2 protein-coding genes are annotated in these 1064 nt (G+C 73.9%); one reads left to right on the forward strand and one right to left on the reverse strand.

All coding sequences use genetic code 11. From position 1 onward, the window contains the following. Positions 1-157: 157 nt before the first annotated feature. Entirely contained in the window at positions 158-673 is a 516-nt protein-coding gene (locus tag HMPREF0731_RS21650; protein WP_040614362.1) for an adenine phosphoribosyltransferase, read from the reverse strand. 194 nt (positions 674-867) lie between these two features. Here HMPREF0731_RS21650 and HMPREF0731_RS21655 point away from each other — a divergent pair. Continuing rightward, positions 868-1064 (forward strand): DUF2842 domain-containing protein (locus tag HMPREF0731_RS21655; protein ID WP_007006388.1); only part of this gene is annotated, 197 nt, incomplete at its 3' end.

Here is a 1064-nt window from a genome sequence, read left to right on the forward strand (position 1 = left end):
GAGAGGCGGATTGCGCCCGCGCCCGCCCCGCCAGCCCGGGCAGGGCGGCGAGGGGGGCGAGGCGCAACCAGGCGCGGCGGCCGATCGGGGTCATGGGGCCGCTGTCGCAGACGGGCGCGGCGGGAAAAAGGCAATCCGCGCGCCGCACCCTCCGCGCTCAGTCGTCATAGGCGACCAGCGTCTCGACCGGCACGTCGAGCCGCGCGCGGCCGTTGAGGAAGGTCAGTTCGATCAGCGCCGCGGCCAGCGGCACCTCGGCGCCGGCCTTGCGCAGCAGGTGGATGCCGGCGGCCATGGTGCCGCCGGTGGCCAGCAGGTCGTCCAGCAGCACCACACGGTCGCCCGGCTTCACCGCGTCCGCCTGGATCTCGATGCGGTCGGTGCCGTATTCGAGGTCGTAGTCATAGCCGATCGTCTCGCCCGGCAGCTTGCGCGGCTTGCGCAGCATGATGAAGCCGAGGCCGAGCTCGAGGGCCAGCGGCGCCGCGATCAGGAAGCCGCGGCTCTCGATGCCGGCCAGCAGGGTCGGGCGGTGCGGCTGCACGATCGCGGCCAGCCGGCCCATCGCCGCCTTCCAGGCGGGACCGTGCCGCAGCAGGGTGGAGATGTCGTAGAACAGGATGCCCGGCTTCGGGAAATCCGGGATGCCGCGGATATGCGCCTTCAGGTCCAGCGTATCGGGGGCGGCGGCAGGGGCAGGGGAGAGGCCGGTCATCGCGGTCTTTCGGTCGGCGGAAGGCTTCGGGAGGCGGGGCGGCGCGCGCCCCCACGGATCGGGCCGGACACTAGGCGCCCGGCGCCCCGGCTGCAACGCGCGGCTGCCGCGCGGGCTTGGCGAAGCGCCGCCGCCATGCCAGGAGCAGGGGCATGTCCCGCACCCTCCTCGCCTGGATCCTCGGCCTGCTCGGGCTGTCCGCCTATCTCGCGCTGGTGCTGTGGCTGGCCGACTGGGTGCTGACCTGGCACTGGGCGCTGCAGATCCCCTATTTCGTGCTGGCCGGCACGCTCTGGGCCTGGCCGGTGCGCTCGCTGATGTATTGGGCGGCGGGCCGCGCGCCGCCGCC

It is taken from the genome of Pseudoroseomonas cervicalis ATCC 49957 (assembly GCF_000164635.1).
Classification (GTDB): domain Bacteria; phylum Pseudomonadota; class Alphaproteobacteria; order Acetobacterales; family Acetobacteraceae; genus Pseudoroseomonas; species Pseudoroseomonas cervicalis.